This is a genomic window from Pseudobacter sp., from assembly GCF_051955275.1.
Taxonomy (GTDB): domain Bacteria; phylum Bacteroidota; class Bacteroidia; order Chitinophagales; family Chitinophagaceae; genus Pseudobacter.
The window spans coordinates 21,059-39,219 of the sequence record NZ_JBQCGW010000034.1; the positions used below are offsets into that span (position 1 = coordinate 21,059).

15 protein-coding genes are annotated in these 18,161 nt (G+C 46.0%); 11 read left to right on the top strand and 4 right to left on the bottom strand.

The window, feature by feature from the left end; translation table 11 throughout:
* Nucleotides 1–3 precede the first annotated feature (3 nt).
* The 3 genes from ACTHMC_RS03800 to ACTHMC_RS03810 are packed head-to-tail and all read left to right on the top strand — an operon-like array spanning nucleotide 4 to nucleotide 5,654.
* A complete protein-coding gene (locus tag ACTHMC_RS03800; RefSeq protein WP_440410950.1) occupies nucleotides 4–1,107 on the top strand; it encodes a DUF3667 domain-containing protein in 1,104 nt (367 codons plus the stop codon).
* A gap of 9 nt (nucleotides 1,108–1,116) precedes the next feature.
* The gene (mazG, locus tag ACTHMC_RS03805) at nucleotides 1,117–1,899 is read left to right on the top strand and encodes a nucleoside triphosphate pyrophosphohydrolase (protein ID WP_440410951.1); all 783 of its coding nucleotides are present in this window, start codon (nucleotides 1,117–1,119) and stop codon (nucleotides 1,897–1,899) included.
* Nucleotides 1,896–5,654, top strand: a complete 3,759-nt coding sequence (locus tag ACTHMC_RS03810) for an ATP-binding protein (RefSeq protein WP_440410953.1) — start codon at nucleotides 1,896–1,898, stop codon at nucleotides 5,652–5,654. The genes mazG and ACTHMC_RS03810 overlap by 4 nt, the downstream gene beginning before the upstream one ends.
* 124 nt (nucleotides 5,655–5,778) lie before the next feature.
* Here ACTHMC_RS03810 and ACTHMC_RS03815 read toward each other — a convergent pair whose 3' ends face one another.
* From ACTHMC_RS03815 to rplU, 4 genes are all read right to left on the bottom strand, one after another.
* Nucleotides 5,779–7,464, bottom strand: a complete 1,686-nt coding sequence (locus ACTHMC_RS03815; protein ID WP_440410955.1) for a helix-hairpin-helix domain-containing protein — start codon at nucleotides 7,462–7,464, stop codon at nucleotides 5,779–5,781.
* 341 nt (nucleotides 7,465–7,805) lie between these two features.
* Nucleotides 7,806–7,979, bottom strand: a complete 174-nt coding sequence (locus tag ACTHMC_RS03820; protein WP_440410957.1) for a hypothetical protein — start codon at nucleotides 7,977–7,979, stop codon at nucleotides 7,806–7,808.
* 116 nt (nucleotides 7,980–8,095) lie between these two features.
* Nucleotides 8,096–8,353, bottom strand: coding sequence for a 50S ribosomal protein L27 (gene rpmA / locus ACTHMC_RS03825; protein WP_440410959.1), 258 nt, complete (start codon nucleotides 8,351–8,353; stop codon nucleotides 8,096–8,098).
* Between the two features lie 113 nt (nucleotides 8,354–8,466).
* Nucleotides 8,467–8,769, bottom strand: coding sequence for a 50S ribosomal protein L21 (rplU, locus tag ACTHMC_RS03830; RefSeq protein ID WP_440410960.1), 303 nt, complete (start codon nucleotides 8,767–8,769; stop codon nucleotides 8,467–8,469).
* A 330-nt stretch (nucleotides 8,770–9,099) separates the two neighbouring features.
* Here rplU and ACTHMC_RS03835 point away from each other — a divergent pair, with 330 nt between their 5' ends.
* From ACTHMC_RS03835 to ACTHMC_RS03870, 8 genes are all read left to right on the top strand, one after another.
* On the top strand, nucleotides 9,100–10,593 hold the full coding sequence (locus tag ACTHMC_RS03835) for a GH3 auxin-responsive promoter family protein (protein ID WP_440410962.1): 1,494 nt from the start codon (nucleotides 9,100–9,102) through the stop codon (nucleotides 10,591–10,593).
* 47 nt (nucleotides 10,594–10,640) lie between these two features.
* Complete coding sequence (locus ACTHMC_RS03840) at nucleotides 10,641–11,810, top strand: 1-deoxy-D-xylulose-5-phosphate reductoisomerase (protein ID WP_440410963.1); 1,170 nt, start codon at nucleotides 10,641–10,643, stop codon at nucleotides 11,808–11,810.
* Nucleotides 11,811–11,968: 158 nt separating this feature from the next.
* Nucleotides 11,969–13,327, top strand: coding sequence for an RIP metalloprotease RseP (gene rseP / locus ACTHMC_RS03845; protein WP_440410965.1), 1,359 nt, complete (start codon nucleotides 11,969–11,971; stop codon nucleotides 13,325–13,327).
* A gap of 102 nt (nucleotides 13,328–13,429) precedes the next feature.
* Nucleotides 13,430–13,771, top strand: a complete 342-nt coding sequence (locus tag ACTHMC_RS03850; protein ID WP_440410967.1) for a HopJ type III effector protein — start codon at nucleotides 13,430–13,432, stop codon at nucleotides 13,769–13,771.
* A 178-nt stretch (nucleotides 13,772–13,949) separates the two neighbouring features.
* A complete protein-coding gene (locus ACTHMC_RS03855; RefSeq protein WP_440410969.1) occupies nucleotides 13,950–15,317 on the top strand; it encodes a hypothetical protein in 1,368 nt (455 codons plus the stop codon).
* Nucleotides 15,318–15,346: 29 nt separating this feature from the next.
* Nucleotides 15,347–15,868: a hypothetical protein gene (locus tag ACTHMC_RS03860; RefSeq protein ID WP_440410971.1), complete on the top strand. Its 522-nt coding sequence runs from the start codon at nucleotides 15,347–15,349 to the stop codon at nucleotides 15,866–15,868.
* A 208-nt stretch (nucleotides 15,869–16,076) separates the two neighbouring features.
* Nucleotides 16,077–17,669, top strand: a complete 1,593-nt coding sequence (locus tag ACTHMC_RS03865; RefSeq protein WP_440410972.1) for a tetratricopeptide repeat-containing sensor histidine kinase — start codon at nucleotides 16,077–16,079, stop codon at nucleotides 17,667–17,669.
* A 9-nt stretch (nucleotides 17,670–17,678) separates the two neighbouring features.
* Nucleotides 17,679–18,161 (top strand): response regulator (locus ACTHMC_RS03870; protein ID WP_440410974.1); only part of this gene is annotated, 483 nt, incomplete at its 3' end.

Below are 18,161 nucleotides of genomic sequence, written 5' to 3' on the forward strand. Positions count from 1 at the left end.
CAAGTGTCCCACGCCAAAGAACGTCACGAGAAAATCTGCCTGAATTGTAAATCCGAACTTATCGGAAGATATTGCCAAAACTGTGGACAGGAGAATATCGAGCCCCATGAAACAGTATGGGGGCTTGTTCACCACTTCTTTGCCGATATCACCCATTTCGATGGAAAATTCTTCAGCACTGTAAAGTACCTGATCACCAGGCCTGGCTTTCTTTCAAAAGAATATATTTCCGGGAGAAGGGCCAGCTACCTGCACCCGATCAGGATGTATGTGTTCACCTCCGCTGTTTTTTTCCTCATCTTCTTTTCTGTTGTCCATATCACGTCAGACGGTGATGATGATAACAAACTTAATAAGATCATGAAGGTGGCGGATAAAGAAACCATGAAGGGCGCTGAAGACGAAATGCTGCGCAGGGCCATGAATCACTCCGATTCTGCCGAAGTGATGGAGGCCTATGAAGCCATTAAGAAATTACGTGAAAATGTGTCCCTCACGGGAACAAAGAAAAACAGGAAAGTGCGCGTGGCGGGTGACGACAGTTATATGCTGATCGACTCCGTTTACACCAGCCGGGAGGAATACGATTCCGTTCAGGCCGCCCTTCCATCCGCAGAGCGGGATGGTTACTGGAAGCGTCAGGTTCAGTACCGTAATATTTATGTTCATAAGAAATATGGGGGCGACATGGAAGCATTCTGGACAGATGTGCTGAACAAGTTCATCCATATGTTCCCGTATCTGCTCTTTGTTTCCCTGCCGCTGTATGCGCTATTCATGAAACTGCTCTACATCCGCAGAAGGCAGTTCCTCTATGTGGACCATGCCATGTTCTTTATCCATCTGTACATTTTTACATTCCTCTTTCTGATGGTGCAGATCGGCCTCTGGCAGCTGTTCGAATACACGGAATGGGGCTGGCTGGGATGGCTGATCTTCCTGCTATGCCTTGCGGGTACTTATTACGGCTACAAGGCCATGCGGGTGTTTTATGGACAGGGCAGGATGAAAACTTTCACGAAATTCATGATCCTGAATTTCCTTTGTTTCATTTCCCTGAGCTTCCTGTTCGTTATTTTCATCTTCTTATCCGTATTTCGCGTGTAAATTCATTGTATGGAAAAGGAATCCGTTGCTAAAGCATTCATGAGGCTGGTGAATATTATGGACGACCTGCGGGAGAAATGTCCCTGGGACAGGAAGCAGACTGAGCAGACCCTCCGCCAGTTGACCATCGAAGAAACCTATGAACTGGCAGATGCCATAACCGATAAAGACTGGAAAGGTATAAAGGAAGAGATCGGCGATCTGATGCTGCATATGGTCTTTTATGCCAAACTCGGTTCCGAACAAAATCAGTTCACCCTGGAAGAAGCGCTGAACGGCATTTGTGATAAACTGATCAGCCGCCATCCCCATATCTACGGCGATATTACCGTAAAAGACGAGGCTGAAGTGACTCAGAACTGGGAAAAGCTCAAACTGAAAGAAGGGAAAAAATCCATTTTCAGCGGAGTGCCAGTGAGCCTGCCGGCCGTTACCAAAGCCACCAGGATCCAGGAAAAAGCCAAACAGGTAGGCTTTGAATGGGATAACAAAGAACAGGTCTGGGAGAAAGTAGAGGAGGAGACAGGCGAGCTGAAAGAAGCCATAGCACTGAACGATCAGGGCAAGATGGAAGAGGAATTCGGGGACCTGCTGTTCAGTCTCATCAATTACGCACGGTTTTTGCGGATAGATGCCGAAAATGCGCTGGAAAAGACAAACAAGAAATTTATTGCGCGTTTCACCAAAATGGAAGCCATCGCTTTAGAACAGGGGAAAAGCCTTAATGATATGTCCCTGGCTGAAATGGATGCCATCTGGGACCTCATTAAAAAACAAAATCGCGGCATTTGAAGCACCTGGTAAGAAACTGGTTGACGAAGAATTTATACCTGCTGGCGGCAATCGCACTCTTTGCTGCCGCACTGATCCTTAATAAATATGTGATCGATAATACGGCAGCGCGTTATTATGCCCGTGTGATCGAAAAGAAACTGCACGAGAAGGAACAGGATTTCCAGCAACTTACCAGTGACGAGCATCTGCTCAGCTCGCTGGCAGACCATAGTTTTACTGAAGATACCCTCAATAAAATCCTGGATACCCGTAAGCGTTACGGGATCTACATTTTCCGCCGTGAAGCATTCACTGAACCCAGGCTCACCTTCTGGAATACACAGATGGCCATCCCGCCGGCCGTTCACCAGCACCGCGATACCACTTCCCTCATACGTCTCAATAATGGAGTATACGTTCACGTGGTAAAGCTGCTCAGGCTCGATGACGGCAAAAGCTATTCAGTAGAAGCGCTGATTCCAGTTCTGTACAAGTATTTCGTGGAAAATGAAAACCTGCGGAAAGAATTTGCAGACGTTCCAGAGGCTGTAAAGCGAGTGGATATTTCCACTACAGTCACTGATTATCCTGTTAGCGATATTAATGGAAATGTACTTTTCCATTTACAGCGTACCAGCTGGCACCAGTTGCAGCACAGCAACTGGAGTATCATCCTGGTGGCCATCGGAGTGTTCTTCCTGTTCCTTTACCTGCACCAGGTAGCAGACCGGATCAGGGACCATTTCGGACTTTGGTATGGTGTGATCTTCCTGGCGGGCTCCGTATTGCTGCTGCGTTTAGGCACTTATTATTTCCCCGATGTGCTGGACCTGCGGCAGTTTGAATTATTCGATCCCGCTATTTACGGATCCAGTTTTGTGCTAAGCTCCCTGGGAGATCTCCTGATCAATTCCCTGCTCTTCACCTGGATGGTTGTGTTCATCAACCGCCGTTTCAATACAGGGCTTATCAATCCTTATGGAGTAGCCTGGAAAAACTGGCTCCTGCTCTGCGTGATCCTTACAGCACAGGTGATCTTCACATTCACATTTGCAGGCATTGTGCAAAGCCTTGTTGCTGATGCACAGATATCTTTCAATGTAACAAACTTCTTCAGCCTTACGCTGTACAGCTTCATAGGATTCATTATCCTGGCTACACTTGCACTCAGCTATTTCTTTCTCTCGCAGATCCTGCTCACCGTAGCAGGCAGGCTGGTGGGCGACAGGAACTATATCACTTTTATCATCACCGGTTTTATCGGCTTGCTGCTGCTGAGTTTCAACCGTAACAACTCAATCGTAGAACTCAATCTTTTTGTATTACCCTGGCTGGTAGTGTTCGTTTGGCTCATGCAGCTGAAGATATTCTCTGGTCTCAACCTGCGGCTCAATATTTCTGAAGTTCTTTTCTGGCTTGCCATTTTTTCTTCCTCCATTTCCGCCGTCATAATTTTTGAGAACAGGAAGATCGAATTTGAACAGCGTAAACGGTTTGCAGAAAAACTCACATCGCAGGCAGATCCATCAGGTGAAAGATTGCTGAGCATTGCCATGGCTTACCTGGATAATAATTTCCTGGCGCCGAACTTCAGCAGGTTTGAAGACAAGCATAGTAATGCCATGCTGAAGGACAGTATCGTTAAAACCAACTTCACCGCCTATCTCAATAAATACGATACCAAAGTCTTTACTTTCGATAAACAAACTGAGCCGCTCTTTAATTCGGAAGCAGGGTCTTTCGATACCCTCAATACCATTTTCCGTATTCAGGGTAAGAACACCAGTATCCCCGATCTCAAGTACTTCGAGCGCAGTTTCGATAAATATTCTTATATCTTCCGGAAGGAGGTGCGCGACGTGAATGACAGCACTGTCGGTTATTTCTTCATTCTCTCCGATCCCAAACGCTACAAGAGCGATGCACTCATTCCTGAACTGTTCAAGCAGACCCGCGAACTGGTCCCTGAATACAGCAATGTTTATTCTTATGGCATTTATGATTCGTTGCGATTGGTGAATCACTATAACGATTATCCTTTTCCGACCGAGCTTCAGCCAAACCAGATACCGCGTGATGAATTCCGTGTGGCCAGTCATGATGATTATGAAGAGCTCTGGTACCGCGGCCTGCCGGATAAGATTGTTGTGATAGCTCAGAAGAACAGCTCGTTTATGGAAGCGATCACGCTCTTCGCTTACCTGTTCAGTACCTTTCTCTTCCTGCTCGCATTCTACCGGCTGGTGAGCCTGCTGATCAAGAGCCGCCTGAAATGGTCTACTATCAAACAAAGCTGGCAACTCAGCATCCGTGCGCAGATCCATAGTACTATCATCAGCGTGAGCCTGTTGTCGTTTGTAGTGATCGGTATCGCTACCATTCTGTTCTTTGTGAACCGTTATCATCGCAATAACCAGGACAGACTTTCACGTGCCATCCAGATCATGGGCAATGAAGTGAAGAAGAAGATCATTGACCATAGCATTTTCAATGATGGTGTGATGCTCTATGAGCCCGGCTTCAATGATGAGATGAAAGACCTCATGGCCGAGATCTCCGAGATCCACGGCACCGACGTAAACCTCTATGATACCCTCGGTGATCTCAAAGTGAGCTCGCATGCAGATATTTATTACAGGGGTGTACTCAGCGAAAAGATGAACCCGCTGGCATTTTTCCGTCTGAATAACCTGCACCAGGTACAGACCGTAACAGACGAACAGGTGGGAAAGATCAATTACCTCAGTATTTACAGTCCTGTGCGTGATGAAACAGGTAATGCCGTTGCATACCTCAATATTCCATCCTACAGTACTCAGGGCGAGCTTAAACAGGAAATTTCCAACTTCCTGGTCACTATCATTACCCTGAATGCATTCATATTCCTGATCTCCGGTGCTATCGCTGTATTCATCACCAACCGTATCACATCATCCTTTACCCTCATTACACAGAAGATGCGGGATATCAATCTGCGCCAGGTGAACCAGGAGATCGAATGGAAACGGAACGATGAGATCGGGGTATTGGTGAAGGAGTATAACAAGATGGTGCAGAAGCTGGAAGAGAGTGCCGATGCACTCGCCAAAAGCGAACGCGAAGGCGCCTGGAGGCAAATGGCGCGACAGGTAGCGCATGAGATCAAGAATCCGCTCACGCCAATGAAGCTGAGTATCCAGTACCTGCAAAAAGCCAATGATAATAATTCTCCCGATGTGAAAACCATGACGGGCAATGTGGCCCGTACCCTGGTAGAGCAGATCGATCACCTGAGCAAGATCGCCTCCGACTTCTCGCAGTTCGCCAATATTGGCAACCCGCGCAATGAAGTGTTTGATCTGCACGAACTTTTATATTCACTTACTTCACTTTATACAGCAACAGAAAACCTTGATTTTGCCTGGGAGGCAGTGCCTTCCAAAGTGCTGGTGTTTGCAGATAAAACACAGCTGAACCGACTGTTTACGAATCTTATGCAAAATGCGCTGGAAGCCGCTTCCAGCAGGGAGATACGCGTCGTACGCATGCGTGAGGAGCTGGAGGCAGATCATATTGTAGTCAGCGTTTCAGATAACGGTGAAGGCATTCCTGAGCAGACAAGGTCAAAAATTTTCACACCTAATTTTACTACGAAATCCTCTGGCACCGGGTTGGGGCTTGCCATGAGCAAGGGCATTGTAGAACAGGCGAGAGGAGAGATCTGGTTCAGCACGGTAGAAGGCGAGGGAACTGTGTTTTATGTGAGGTTGCCGGTGCTCCGGGCAACTACCTGAGCTGACTTTTTTCGCAAAGGGATATGATAATCCGTTTGTAAAACATACCCACACATCTTTGAGGCTTGGGTTCGAAGCCCGGCACTGGGATAGTATATTAGCAGTTGGAGGGTTATTCAAAAAATCAGATTGAAAACCTTGCTCTGCGGGCAGTCAGATACGCTTCCAGTTCTGTTCTGCTGAAGCTGCTCAGGTTCATTTCTTTTGTTAATCCACCTTTCTGTGCGGATAGAACTCCATATCTGCAATCTGCATATCCATCTATCGTGTGCGCATCGGGGTCAATGGAAAGCATTACATTCTTTGCCATCGCTTCAGCAACAAATCTCCAGTCGATATCCAGGCGGCGGGGGTGTGCATTTATTTCGATCACAACCTGATGTTCAGCACAGGCTTCAATGATCTGCTGGTGGTTTACGGGATAACCCGGACGGCTCAGCAATAGTCTGCCTGTCATATGCCCAAGTATAGTGGTGTAAGGATTTTTTATTGCTCCAAGCAAACGGCTCATTGCTTTCTCTTCAGTCATTTTCAGGTTGGAGTGTACGGAAGCGATCACCAGGTCAAAAGTGGAGAGTATATTATCGGAGTAATCGAGTGAACCATCATTCAGGATATCGCACTCGATACTTTTGAAGATGCGGAAAGGCGCCAGTTTTGAATTCAGTTCATCGATTTCGTGGTGCTGTTCGCGGATACGTTCTTCATGGAGACCGTTGGCATAGAAGGCGCTTTTACTGTGATCGCTGATCACCAGGTATTCGTAGCCCAGCGCGATGCAGGCTTTAGCCATTTCTTCCAGAGTATTGGAGCCATCACTCCACTTACTATGGCTGTGAATGATGCCTTTGATATCAGAAGGCTGAATAAGATTGACATTGGATTCTTTGCGTTGCAGTATCCCGGCGGTTTCCCGCAGTGCAGGGTGGATATATGGCAACTTTACGGATTCAAAGATGGCTTCTTCGGAAGTAAAGGTCTGTGTGGCTGACTCCAGTGCGCCGGGTAATGCCTGCCAGGCCTGGCTGAATTCTTCGCTGCTGCTGGTGCTGAAAAGGGTAGCGTGGAAATTATCTGGTTTTGCCAGGTAGAATTTCAGTGGAATGTTTTCTGATCCTTTAACCGTGAGCGTGTTTTCAGTGCTTTCTATTGCTGCAAAATTATTCGCTTCAAAAAAAGGTTGGAGGGCATCGCTGGTGGCGGTGGTTACCCAGGCCAGTTCGTCGATGATCTCCAGTTGGCGGCGGAAGGCGCCGGTATGTGCAAACTGATGATCCTGGAATGCTGTGGATAGCAGGTTCTGTACATTAAGTGCATAGGCTTCGATCCCTGCATATAAATGACTGCCCTGATTACGGAAATAGAATTCTATGGCATCCTGAACGTTCTTCTGTGTTTTTTCTCCGAAGCCTTTGTAAAGAGTGAGGCGGTTTTCGTTACAGGCGTACAATAATTCACCAAGAGTTTCTATATTCATCTCCTTCCACACCGTAGCGATCTTCTTCGGACCCAGTCCTTTTATATTGAGCATTTCAATAACTCCGGGAGGTGTGTTGGCGATGATATCGCGAAGTTGAGCCAGCTCTCCTGTCTGCAGGATCTCTATGATCTTTTTGGCGGCGGAATCTCCGATCCCTTTTATACTGCCCAGTTTTTCTGCGGGTATATCTGACAGTTGCTGGGGCAGTTTTTCTATGTTAAAGGCGGCGGAAGAATAGGATTTCGACTTAAAACTGTTCTCTCCATGGATATCCATAAGTTTGGAAAGGAGGGAAAACTGGTCGGCGATATAGTAGTTGTCGATAGTCATGATGCAACAAAAATAGGAAACGGCAGCGGTACTCCGCAATGAACCGGGCACGGAGATGATGAAAGAAGAAACGGGGAGGATGAAGTATACGCACCCTGCTAAAAAGAAAAATCGTTTACGCGATTCTGGAGAGGTTCGCTGAAAAGGTCAATGCTTATACTTTGTCTGGTGCAGGGAAGGAGGAGGAAGAAAAAAAACGGGAACGAAGATGCTTGCAATGAAGGGATGCTGAAACTCTTACTGTGACTGGCTTTCAGAGGAGGGGGCTTGGATATATACAAAGAAAAAGTCCCAGAGAAACTCCGGGACTTGATATGTTCTGCGTTCCAAAGAGGTAACTCTTATTTAGCAGCTTTCTTAGCAGCTTTCTTAGGAGCAGCTTTCTTAGCGGCTTTTTTAGGAGCAGCTTTCTTTGCAGCTTTCTTAGGAGCAGCTTTCTTTGCAGCTTTTTTAGGAGCGGCTTTCTTTGCAGCCTTCTTTGGAGCGGCTTTCTTTGCAGCTTTTTTAGTTGCCATTGTTTTGTGAATTTAACGGTTAGTAAATAGAAACTTTATAAGGTAAAAGTATAAACTAATTTCAAACCACCAAAAAAAATTTCACAAATAATGACAAAAAAGCGCTATGGCATCTCTTATGCCATTGCCACTACGCTCACGATCGTCTTGTCTTCCTTCGTCTTTCTGAATTCAACAACACCATCATTGAGTGCAAAAAGCGTGAAGTCTCTTCCAACTCCTACATTTTTTCCAGGATGATATTGTGTGCCACGTTGACGAACGATGATATTGCCGGAGATAGCAGGTTGACCACCGAAGATCTTAACGCCAAGGCGTTTGCTTTGTGAGTCACGACCGTTCTTTACGCTACCTTCCCCTTTTTTATGTGCCATGATAAAAGAGTTTGAGAATTTGTAATGGATGAATAAACAGATCAGGTGATCAGCACAACCTGCGCTCATGAAATTCATGAACAGCATTTCGTGCGGAGGTCACCGTTGGCTGCTTATGCGATTTCTGTTACTTTGATCTTGGTATACTGGGTACGGTGACCGTGCTTCTTGCGGAAGCCTTTCCTTCTCTTCATTTTGAAGGCGATCACTTTGTCTCCCTGTACTTGCTCAAGGATCTCGGCTTTAACGGTAGCCTTTACATTACCGCCCACGGATACGTTTCCATCGGTGTCTGTCAGCAATACTTCGCCGAATGATACATTATCACCGGAGTTACCCTCAACACGGGGAACGTACAAAGTCTGGTCCTTCTGAACCTTGAATTGCTGGCCTGCTATTTTAACAACTGCGAACATAAGTTTCCAAAAATTAGGAGTGCAAAGGTAGGGAAATGCAACAGATAATGAAGGAATTAGGCGAGGTTTTTTTCAAATAAAGAGGACCTGATTATTAACATATGTGCAAAAACATGATAATCAGGCCCGTTTCAGTATAGTTTTGTCCCGGTTCAAGGGAGGGAATAAAAAGGGGCGGCCCGTTACAGACCGCAATATAAAGATGTTACTCATGTCCCGAAAGTTGCATGTACAAACTCTCTGATTTGCAAATCATCCAAACTCCCCCTTTAAACCTTTGTTTCATTTGGTGAATTGACGTAGGTTTGTTTTTTAACGTTCAACGGAATCATGCAGATCAAATCTTTACTGGCAAAACCGTTTGCCCACTACATATATAAAGGTATCAGGAAGGGAATGAACACTGCGGTGGAAGATCAGGAGAGTATCCTTAAAGAACTCCTCAAGACCGTTAAGATCACTGAATTCGGTAAAGACCATAAGCTGGAGCAGGTTTCCATGTACGAAGAATTCCTCCAGGCCGTTCCCATCCGCGATTACGAGCTCTTCAAGCCTTATATTGAAAAGATCAAGGAAGGCAAACACAACGTGCTCTGGAAAGGCAAGCCCATCTATCTTGCCAAAACTTCCGGCACCACCAGCGGGGTGAAATACATCCCCATCTCCAAAGAATCCATCTCAAATCATATCAACTCGGCCCGTAATGCCCTCCTCTGTTATATCGCAGAAAGCGGCAACAGCCAGTTCACCGATGGTAAAATGATCTTCCTTTCCGGCTCTCCGGTGCTGGACAGGGTAGGAGGCATCCCCACCGGAAGGCTTAGCGGCATTGTGAACCACCATATACCCAGCTATCTCCGCCGTAACCAGCTGCCCTCTTATGAAACCAATTGTATTGAAGACTGGGAATCCAAACTGGACGCCATCGTTGCCGAAACCATCAAACAGGATATGACGCTCATCAGCGGCATTCCACCCTGGATGCAGATGTATTTCGACCGCCTCATGGAAAAAACCGGAAAGAAGATAAAGGATATCTTTCCCAATTTCTCCGTGCTGGTGCATGGCGGCGTGAATTTTGAACCGTACCGCCAGAAGCTGTTCGACAGCATCGGGCAGAAAATAGCAGCAGTGGAAACCTTCCCTGCTTCGGAAGGCTTTTTTGCATTCCAGGACAGCCAGAATGCCGAAGGATTATTACTGAATACAAATAGTGGTATCTTTTTTGAGTTCGTTCCGGCAGGTGAGATTTTTTCCGCCAATCCTACCAGGCTCAGCCTGAAGGATGTAAAAGTGGGAGAGAATTATGCCCTGATCGTTAACAGCAATGCAGGCCTCTGGGGTTACAATATCGGCGATACCGTGAAATTTGTATCTACCAACCCTTACCGGTTGGTGGTGACCGGTAGGACCAAACATTTCATTTCCGCTTTCGGCGAGCACGTGATCGGGGAAGAAGTGGAATACAGCCTCATCAAGGCGGCAGAAGAAGAAGGGGTGCATATCACGGAGTTCACCGTAGCGCCTTTTGTGCACCAGGGTAAGGGTAAATCCTATCACGAGTGGTTCATTGAGTTTGAGAATGCGCCGGCTGATATGAGCAGGTTCGCTGACCGGGTAGATAGCTACCTGCGTCAGAAGAATATATATTATAATGACCTCATCACCGGTAACATACTTTTACCGTTACATATCCGTTCTGTGAAGAAAAATGGATTTATCGATTATATGAAATCCATCGGAAAGCTGGGAGGACAGAACAAAGTGCCCCGTTTAAGCAACGACCGTAGGATCGCCACAGCTCTTGAATCATTCGTAGAGTAAGCGATTGTATTTTCAACAGAAGATTGACCAATTACTATTTGAAACTCATGTCTAACAGTTTTCCTCAGAAACGTATTGCTTTATTTGGATCTACAGGTTCAGTGGGTACGCAGGCACTGGAAGTGATTGCGTCTAACCCTGACAAGTTCACCGCAGAAGTACTGACCGCTTTCAGCAACGATGAGTTACTGATCAAACAGGCGCTGCAGTTCCGCCCGAATATTGTTGTGATCGGCGACGATAAAAAATATCAGAAAGTAAAGGCAGCCCTGGCCGCTACCGATGTGAAAGTGTTTGCCGGAGAGCAGGCGCTGGAAGAAGTGGCAGCCATGGATTGTTATGATATGATGGTGGCCGCCATCGTTGGTTTCGCTGGCCTGCGCCCCACGCTGAAAGCACTGGAGAGCGGTAAGGCTGTTGGCCTTGCCAACAAAGAAACCCTGGTAGTGGCCGGAGATATCGTGATGCAGAAAGCGGTGGAACATCGCGCCCCGGTGATCCCTGTTGACTCCGAGCACTCAGCCATCTTCCAATGCCTGGTTGGCGAAACGCGCAACCGGATCGAGAAGATCGTGCTCACCGCTTCCGGTGGCCCCTTTCTCGGCAAGAAACCGAATTACCTGGTGAATGTAAAGCGTGACCACGCTTTGCAGCATCCCAACTGGAATATGGGCGCCAAGATCACCATCGATTCTGCCACCCTGATGAACAAGGGACTGGAAATGATCGAAGCGAAATGGCTTTTCAACCTCAGGCCTGAACAGATCAACGTGCTGGTGCATCCACAGAGCATCATCCATAGCATGGTGCAGTTTGAGGATGGTAGCATCAAAGCGCAGATGGGCCTGCCTGATATGAAGCTCCCTATCCAGTACGCGATGGCATTCCCCAGCAGGATCCCCAATGATTTTCCGCGTTATGATTTCCGTAAGCCCTCTCAACTCACTTTCGAGGAGCCGGATACCAAAACATTCCGCAACCTCATTCTTGCCACTGATGCACTGTTCAAAGGCGGCAACCTGCCCTGCGTGCTGAATGCAGCCAATGAAATTGCCGTGTATGCTTTCCTGCGTAACCGGATCAGTTTCCTGGATATGACGGACCTGATCGAGAAGACCATGGAAGCCATCCCTTTCATAGAGCATCCTACGCTGGATGAGTATTTTGAGAGCGATGCGGAAGCCCGTAATTTTGCTGCCTCGGCAATTAAACTCTGATTTTCAATAGTTCGGACACCTGATTTACGTTAAGAAACTGGGAATTTATTTTAACGGAAAGCCGGGAAGGCTGATAAGTAATGATTTCAGCGTTTTTAATCGTACATTGAAAACTTAAGGATCAGTCACTCAAAAAATTATAACTGGATTCTGAATATATGATAACATTGTTAGCAATCGATTGGGCAGTAGTAGGCATTAAAGCGGTACAGTTACTATTGTGTTTGTCCATCCTGGTAGTGCTGCATGAGATGGGCCACTTTCTTCCGGCAAAATGGTTTAAATGCAGAGTTGAGAAATTCTATCTCTTCTTCGATCCCTGGTTCTCTCTCGTTAAAAAGAAGATCGGTGATACCGTTTATGGTATCGGCTGGCTGCCTCTTGGTGGGTACGTAAAGATCTCCGGTATGATCGACGAAAGCATGGATAAAGAAGCCATGAAGCAGGAACCCCAGCCCTGGGAGTTCCGCAGCAAACCGGCCTGGCAGCGACTGATCATCATGATCGGTGGCGTTACCGTAAACGTTATTCTCGGCTTCCTGCTCTTCGCCATGATCCTTTTTGTATGGGGCGAAAGAAGATTACCGATCAAAAATCTTGAACATGGTATTGCCGTCAACCCGATCAGCGAAAAAGTGGGTCTGAAGAACGGTGACAAAATAGTAAGCATCGATGGCAAGCCCGTTGATGATTTCTTCTCCCTCACCAAGGACGTGATCCTCGATGAGGCGCAAAGCATCCAGGTACTGCGTGATGGCCAGGAGGTTAATCTTCCCGTTCCCAAAGGCACCATCAACAGCCTGATCAAGCGTAAAGCCCAACTGGTGGAACCCCGGGTTTATCCAGTGGTGGACACCGTGGTGCAACGCGTGACCAACTTCACGAAAGACAGTCTCATCAAAGGCGACAGGATCCTGGCCCTCAACGGCACTCCTGTTACCTACTTCGATGAGTTCATGAAAGCCAAAAGCGGCATGAAGAGCCAGGAAGTAAGCCTCCAGGTGCTTCGGGGTACAGATACCGTTGAGGTGCGTGCCAAAACAGATACCAACGCGGCTGTAGGTTTCAATACAGATGTGTACAAGCAAGCAGGGGCTTTCGATCAGAAGTTCGGCTTCTTTGCTGCCATTCCTGCCGGTATCAGCAAAGGTTGGGAAACACTTGCCATGAACGTAAAGAATTTCAGACTGCTGTTCACTTCTGATGAGGTTAAAGCCAGTGAATCGCTCGGCAGCTTCATCAGCATTGGTAATATGTTCGCTGATCAGTGGGACTGGGAAAGATTCTGGACGATGACAGCCCTGCTCAGCATGGTGCTTGCCTTCATGAATATCCTGCCGATCCCTGCGCTGGATGGTGGCCACGTAATGTTCACATTATATGAAATGATCACAGGCAGAAAACCCGGGGAGAAGTTCCTGGAATACGCACAGATGGTGGGACTGGTATTGTTGCTGGCACTGATGGCGTATGCTTTGGGATTGGATGTATGGAGGAATATCTTTAATAAAGGATAATCACAGCTTTTTTGAAATAGAAAACCCGCTTTGATCGAAGCGGGTTTTTGCTTTTTGGGACGAGCGATAAATGGTTATTTTCGCGCAGTAAATTTTATTCAAATGAAGGAACAGGTAACTGAACTAATAGAGAAACTAAAGACCAATTCCATTTTATTTAAAGATGTGCTGGAATTTATAGATGCGCGGTATCAGCACCAGCCCGCAGGATTTAAGAACGGAGAAACATATAATGAACCAACCCAGAACCAGGGTAGTGCAAGGGTGTTTGCTTTTGCGAAACTGAATGAGTTAAGTAAAGAAGATACATTGTTCCTGTTTGCGGAGCATTATCAGGCGGTACTGGGCACCCCGGAGGCGGTAGATCATCAGAATATCAGGCAGTTTATTCAACATGGATGGAGTGGAATAGTGTTTGAAGGAGAGGCGTTGACGGCGAAATAAATAAAATAAAAAACAGCTGACAGCCCACTTGAAAAAGTGGGCTTTTTTTGTTGATTATTTAAAAGTAAAACCCGCAACAGGTAAGTCTTATAGGTATATATCCCTATCAAATAGGAAATAGGTCCCTATAGTAAAGTCCTTTCCACCGGGGGAACTTTGTTTCAAATTCTAAAACACCATGAAACAGTTCACCCCGCTACTCTTATCAGTCCTGTTACTGAGCTTTCTTAATTCCTGTACAAAAGGAAATGACGATGGCGAAACGCCACCCGTGGACCAGGATAAAACCTGGCTGCTGAATCCTTCCACCGGGTGGGAGCATGTTAATACCATCACCTATCCCAAAGCAGAAGGAGGCGATGTGTCATCCAATTTCATGATTGCTTATGATCTCGCATCAACCGGTAATAATAGCTTCTCTGTATTGTATGGCGCTAATTTTATGCATGTAGACCCAATAACCGTAATCTCCAAAGCTGTTTTTAAAGGCAATGATGTAAATGTGGGCAGTGGCACCAGGCTTAAGTTTCAGGGAGGCGCCAAACGCGCCACTTTTTACGGTCAGTTCATTCCTAACAGCGCCATTCCTGTTTTTACTGAATTTGTGGGCCTTGAATCCGTGGATGTTTATGATGAAAACAATATCAAACAAAGCAGGCTTACCAGGAATAACAATAAAGAATTCAATTTCAATTACAATGCAAATGGAGATTTTATAGCTGCGTCAACCGATAAAATAGGATTATCCCATTTGTATTATTCCAGGTTTCCATCCACCATACCTTTCATGAAGGAAGCCAATGTACTGACAACAAGGGGAGCGGTACAAACACTGATGACGATCCCGTTCACTTCTGCTGCGGGAAAGCCTTGCAATTTCCATATCTGTAAAGAAGGAACGCTGGTGAAATTTCAGGCTATTGAAATGCTGACTGATATGTATGCTGCCGAGCCGAATCAATTCCAGGTTTTTTCGCAGGGTACAATTGATGGTGTGGAACCAACGGAACTGCGTATTGAAACGGAATCACTGGTGGCTTATGATGTACAGCAGGATGTAATAACATTTGTGTTGGCTGGCTTTGAAAATATCAACAGTACAAAGATCAATAAGCTCCATTGCTTCCGGTGGAATAAAACTACAGGAGAGTGCAAACTGCTCTGGCGTAATACCAGCATCGATCAGAACCTTTCTAAAGGGTTGCTGGACAGGTTCAAGCCAAATAATGTCTTTTCAGAACAATTCAAAGCTAACAAATACCTCGAAAACCGTCTGACAGCTGACGGTACCCTGTATACCCTTTTTACCAAAGAAAAATACGCTGAGCCCGGCGTTGGGACACAGTATACGATCCTTTATACGGTAGGACTGGCTGGCATCAGGGAGCTTGGGCGCCTGAATGAATTATACAACGGAAGTGTTGCCATCAGCACCTGCAGGAATATCAATGGTGTATTTTATGCACTGGTGTATCCGCTGGGAACCAGCATCATCAAAGCGGATGATCCACGATATCATATGGAGCTCGTAAAACTGAAACAATAGAAATTTTCAAAACACAAACGCATCAGGCAATGAAAAATATAATCATCCTTTTCTTTTCAGCCTTTATACTTTGTATATCCTGTAAGAAAGAGAATAATAAGAATGACACTGCCGTCAATACATGGTCCATTACTCCCGATGGATTTGAATCAGGAAGTTACAGATTGAAGACGATCGGGCTGAAGACTAATGTATACCAGATGCTGGTGGCAACAAGTGAAGAGAATCAGCCATCAGGGAACGCTGGCACCAACAGCACACTTACGCTTTATTTCGTGACTGTGGGGCCGCCGCCTTCCGGGGTTTATAAAGTGACTTCAGTAGAGAAGCTTTCCGGGCATCCTGATTGTGTGGCTATCCAGGCACAGACCTTCGGTGATCCAAGAACAGGGCTCAGCAATACTTCCTGGTATTCCCTCGAAGGCAGCACGCAGCAGATCTCATACGAATTCAAAGACGGCAAAGCAAGTGCAACACTTAAAGATATAGCCATTAAACAAGCGGGTGGGGGGCCATCCACGGGTACATTATCAGCCAGAATCAGTCAGTGATCAAGGTTGGGATCAACAGGAAACCCTCGGTGTGAAAAGCATGGGGATATAATAAATGCTATGATAATAAATTAGTTACAGGCAAATGTGATATTTTGGACATGTATTAGACAACTTTTTATACCGTATGCAAAAAATTATACCCCTGCTTTTTTTGTTGTTTATTTCGGTTTCCAGCCGGTCCCAGCAAATAGCACCTCTTGATTCTTTGGAAAAGAAAGTCAGAACCAGTAAGGATTCTGTTGAAATAGCGCAGGCTTTATCGCATATCGGAAATACCTGGTTCTACAAGGGGGATTTTGTAAAGGCAACAGAATATTTCTTCAGATCATTGCAACTGGCGGAAAGGATTGATGCGAAAAGTATCATTGCCACCAATTACAACAACCTGGCAGCTGTTTACATGGAAACAGAGAATTACGAGCCTGCTGAACAGTATGCGCAGAAAGCGATCGACGCCAATAAAAAACTGAACGATGCCATCGGGCTGGCCAATTCCTACAACTCCCTGGCAAACGTTTTTTACATGCAGGAAAAGGATTCTCTGAGCCTGCTTAATTTCCACCTGTCACTCAAACAACGGGAAACTGCCCGTGATTCCATTGGTCTTTTCAAAGGCACCAAAAACCTGGGCGCTGTATATTTTGAAATGGGGGATACAGCCAGTGGTATCAGATACACGGAAGAATCCATCAGGTACTTACCTGCTAAAACTGATTCTGCCAACTGGTTCGGAGCATACCTGAGCCTCGCACAGATCTACGAAAGGATCAATGACCAACACCGGGCAGGTATTTATTTTGCCAAAGCTGCCCTTTATGCAAAGGCATCCAGAGAATACAATAAGCTGGAAGATTATTATTACTCCCTTTCTTATTTTAATGCAGGCGCAGGTGATTTCAAAAAAGCCTGGGAGAATCATAAACTTTACACCAGTTACCGCGACAGTGTAGTGAATCAACAGAAAAATTACCAGCTGTCTGAACTGAATACGAAATACGAAACAGAGAAGCAGCAAAAACTGATACAGTCGCAGGAGTTTGAGCTGAAGCAGAAGAAGTCCTGGATAATCGGAGGAATGGTATTTATCCTGATAAGCACTTTACTGGCATTCATGTACTACAGGAACAAGCGGTATAAGATGCAGGAAAAGCTGATAGCTGAAATACACAAGGGAGAGAAGCTGGCTACAGCGGCTTTGTTTGAGGGCGAACAGAACGAGCGTATCAGGATCGCACGTGATCTGCATGATAGTGTAGGACAAATGCTTTCACTGGCTAAAATGAACCTCTCTGCGCTTTCCAGGCCAGATGAAGCTCAAACAAATACATTGTCCCTGATCGACCGCGCTATCGAAGAAGTAAGAGTGATCTCTCATAATCTCATTCCAGAAGAATTGAATTTCGGGATCGTTCCGGCATTGGAAAGCATGGCCGATAAGATAAACAGTACCGGCAGCGGTACAGCCATGAGAACAGATATTGACGATTCCATCAGGACTTATCCTTTTGCAAAAGAAACGGAGCTCTCTGTTTACAGGATCATCCAGGAAGTGGTAAGCAATATGATCCGTCACGCACAGGCAAGCGAAATTTATCTTTCCCTGAAACAGGAGAACCGGAAAATTTTCATTTTGGTGAAAGACAATGGCCGTGGCATGGATCCCGGCAGTATTGAAAAATCTACCGGGATCGGGTGGAAGAATGTAAAAGCGCGGGTGGACCTTCTTAACGGAGACCTTAAACTTGATTCGGAAAAAATGACCGGCACCACCATCGAAATCAGTATTCCTGAAAAATAAAAGCAGCGCATGAATATCATAATAGCAGATGATCATCAGATGATGATCGATGGAATAAAGAACATGCTGAAGGCGGAAACATCCTATAATGTAATTGCAGAAGCAAACAATGGCCAGGATGCTTATGAAATGATAGCTGAAAAGCCAGGGGAGTTCCAGTTGCTGCTGACGGATATCAGTATGCCATTGCTGACGGGTACGCATTTGTGTAAAATGATAAAGGAACAGTTCCCCCATATCCAGGTAGTGATCTTGTCCATGTACAATAATGTAACAGCCGTTAAAGAAGCGGTACTGGCAGAGGCAGACGGATACATCCTGAAAAATGCCGGGCGGGATGAATTGCTGAAAGCACTTCATCGTATCATGGATGGCGGCACTTATTTTTCGCAGGACATTGTTCCGATCATTTATAATCAGTATCACCGGCAAAAGATCCAGGATCAGCAGCTGAAAGAACTGACGGAGCGGGAAAGAGAAGTATTGGGACTG

Bases quoted from the DNA above. Each gene is read 5' to 3' on its own strand.
- ACTHMC_RS03835 (WP_440410962.1), top strand. From the start codon at position 9,100: ATGCAGATCAAATCTTTACTGGCAAAACCGTTTGCCCACTACATATAT.
- ACTHMC_RS03815 (WP_440410955.1), bottom strand. From the start codon at position 7,464: ATGACTATCGACAACTACTATATCGCCGACCAGTTTTCCCTCCTTTCC.
- ACTHMC_RS03860 (WP_440410971.1), top strand. From the start codon at position 15,347: ATGAAAAATATAATCATCCTTTTCTTTTCAGCCTTTATACTTTGTATA.
- ACTHMC_RS03840 (WP_440410963.1), top strand. From the start codon at position 10,641: ATGTCTAACAGTTTTCCTCAGAAACGTATTGCTTTATTTGGATCTACA.
- rplU (WP_440410960.1), bottom strand. From the start codon at position 8,769: ATGTTCGCAGTTGTTAAAATAGCAGGCCAGCAATTCAAGGTTCAGAAG.
- rseP (WP_440410965.1), top strand. From the start codon at position 11,969: ATGATAACATTGTTAGCAATCGATTGGGCAGTAGTAGGCATTAAAGCG.
- ACTHMC_RS03820 (WP_440410957.1), bottom strand. From the start codon at position 7,979: ATGGCAACTAAAAAAGCTGCAAAGAAAGCCGCTCCAAAGAAGGCTGCA.
- ACTHMC_RS03855 (WP_440410969.1), top strand. From the start codon at position 13,950: ATGAAACAGTTCACCCCGCTACTCTTATCAGTCCTGTTACTGAGCTTT.
- mazG (WP_440410951.1), top strand. From the start codon at position 1,117: ATGGAAAAGGAATCCGTTGCTAAAGCATTCATGAGGCTGGTGAATATT.
- ACTHMC_RS03850 (WP_440410967.1), top strand. From the start codon at position 13,430: ATGAAGGAACAGGTAACTGAACTAATAGAGAAACTAAAGACCAATTCC.
- rpmA (WP_440410959.1), bottom strand. From the start codon at position 8,353: ATGGCACATAAAAAAGGGGAAGGTAGCGTAAAGAACGGTCGTGACTCA.